Genomic DNA, 1,522 nt, shown 5'->3' with positions numbered 1-1,522 from the left:
AGGGGCCGGCGGGCCGGCGGGCCGGCGGGCCGGCACCCCGCGCAGCCCCCCACCCCCGCCCATGCCATAACACCGCCAGCACACCACCACACCCCCACCAGAAACAACACCACACAACCGATTGCGCCCACACCATAACGCGTGTATGGTTTGACTCAGCGGGAGGCAACCGGCCCCCTGCACCCCTAGCCTTGGAGGCTCTCATGCTCACGTTCAACGCCCGCCAGCTGCTCCGCGGTCTCGATGTCGCTTCCTACCCCGCCCGCCTCGCCGACGAGCCGGTCGGGGCTCGCCTGACCACGGTCCCCCTGGAGGTGACCGACCAGGGCCTGATCGCCTACAGCACGGACCGCTACCAGCTCGCCCGCACGCTGACCGAGTACGCCCTGGAGGCGCCCGCGCACGGCGCGGGCCTGCCGCCGGTGCGCCTGCACCGCTCGGGCCTGAAGGTTCTGCTCCCGGTGCTCCGCGCCGCGAAGAAGGACGGCACGGTGGAGCTGACGGCCGACGAGGACACCGTCACGTTCACCGTCCACGCGGCGAACGGGCAGGTGCAGACGGTGCCGCTGAAGAACTACGCGGCCGCGGACGCGGACGAGTATCCGAAGATCGCTTCCCTGTTCCGCCTGCACACCCAGCCGCGGGGCGCGCTCGAGGAGGGCACGTTCACGGTCAATCCGAAGTACGTCAAGGCGCTGGCCGACGTGACGGCGCGGTACACCAGCGACGGTGAGGTGCTCACGTTCGACCCGGACACCAACCACTCGGGCAAGCCCGTCGCGTGGGTCCACGGCCAGTGGGCGCACGGCATTCTGATGCCGATCCGTCGGGATCAGCTCCCCACGATCGACGCCGAGTACGAGGGCGTGGGACGTCTGTTCCGCGCCGTGCCGCTGATGCAGTCCCCGGAGTCCGCCAGCGTGCGGGAGGGCTCCGCCGTGGAGCGGGCCAGCACCCGCGGGACCGCCGAGGCTCCGGCCACGGCCTGATCCCCTCTCCCTCTCGGCGGGGTCGTCGCACTGCGGCGGCCCCGCCGCTGACCGCCCGGGCCGCGAGCGCCCACACCCCCCGGTGGCCCCGCCCGCACGATACGGGCGGGGCCGTCCGCCCGCGGCGGATGCCGCTGTCTCCGCGGCACCGCGAGCTCGCAGCGCGGCGCCGGCAGCTGGCTGCCCCTCCACGACACGTCCCCCGCCGGTCGCCGGCCCAGACATCACCCCCACGGCGGGGCCCTGCCGTGCCGCCGTCTCCGCGCCCTCCCCCCTTGCTGAGCTTCCAACCGTCGGCGGCCCCACGCGCTCTCGGCTGCCGGCCGCGAGGGCCCCGCCGCGGACCGTGTCGGGGAGATGGCCCGGGCCCGCGGCTCCAGCTGCCGCGGCGGCCGGCAGCTCTAGCTGTTGTGGGTCATGAGGTTCTTGGCACGAGGCCCGGGCTGAGATGAGACGAGCGGGCCCCGCCCGGCAGGATGGAAGTTCCTCAACAACCCATCCGCTGGAAAGAGCCCGCTCATGACCCACGCTAA

General features: G+C 73.3%; 1 protein-coding gene. It reads left to right on the top strand.

Translation table 11 applies throughout. From position 1 onward, the window contains the following. The first annotated feature begins 203 nt into the window (after nt 1-203). A complete protein-coding gene (locus D8M29_RS12085) occupies nt 204-989 on the top strand; it encodes a hypothetical protein (protein WP_127446014.1) in 786 nt (261 codons plus the stop codon). Nucleotides 990-1,522: the final 533 nt, after the last annotated feature.

Origin of the sequence: Micrococcus sp. HSID17227 (genome assembly GCF_003989405.1) — a bacterium.
In the GTDB taxonomy this organism is placed as follows: Bacteria; Actinomycetota; Actinomycetes; order Actinomycetales; family Micrococcaceae; genus Micrococcus; species Micrococcus luteus.
This window is presented reverse-complemented; position numbering and strand designations above follow the sequence as displayed.

What these genes read in the sequence shown, in the direction of transcription:
- D8M29_RS12085 (WP_127446014.1), top strand. Translation starts at nt 204, where the DNA reads ATGCTCACGTTCAACGCCCGCCAGCTGCTCCGCGGTCTCGATGTCGCT.